1 pseudogene is annotated in these 759 nt (G+C 40.2%); it reads left to right on the top strand.

Annotated features, from left to right (window positions below):
• Positions 1-759, top strand: a pseudogene (locus tag F3J23_RS21530) (RHS repeat-associated core domain-containing protein); the annotation flags it as partial.

Genomic DNA, 759 nt, shown 5'->3' with positions numbered 1-759 from the left:
AGATCGATTGGAAAACATCCACAGTTACCAATGACAATCTGAGAAGATACGGTTATGTGTATGATAATCTGAACAGGCTTACCGCAGGCTTTTACCAGAAAGACAGCAATCCTTCCGCTCAGGAGTACAATGAACTTTTCGCCTATGATCTGAACGGAAACATCCTGAACCTGATAAGAACTCAGGGAATACTTCCGGGAAGTACCACAGCGTTGGTGATTGATAACCTGGTGTACAATTACACAGGAAACAAGTTGGATAAAGTATCCGATGCTTATATGAACCCCTCTGGCTATCCTATAGGAGGCAATGATATTACCTATGATGACAACGGGAATATGACGATTCATCCCGATAAAGGAATTTCCTCGATCAGGTATAATTATTTGAATTTACCGGGGCAGGTTACCCAGGATGCGAAAATTACCAATTACATCTACCGTTCCGACGGGGTGAAGATCAGAAAATATGGAACCGCAGGCTTGGCCACAGATTATCTGGATGGCTTCCAGTATACAGAAGGAAGCCTGAAATTTGTTCCTACCTCTGAAGGGTACTTTAATTTTGAAAATAATAAGTATATTTACAACTATACAGACCATTTAGGAAACGTAAGATTAAGCTATTTCCATAATGGAAGCGGAATAGAAGTTCTAGAGGAAAACAATTACTATCCATTCGGATTGAAACATGAGGGATATAATCCTTTGGCGGGAAATCCTTCTTATAAGTACAAATACAACGGCAAAGAACTCCAAG

The sequence above is a fragment of the Chryseobacterium sp. Tr-659 genome, from assembly GCF_011752975.1.
Taxonomy (GTDB): Bacteria; Bacteroidota; Bacteroidia; order Flavobacteriales; family Weeksellaceae; genus Chryseobacterium.
The sequence above is the reverse complement of the archived record's forward strand: the minus strand, read 5'-3'. Positions and strand labels throughout refer to the sequence as shown.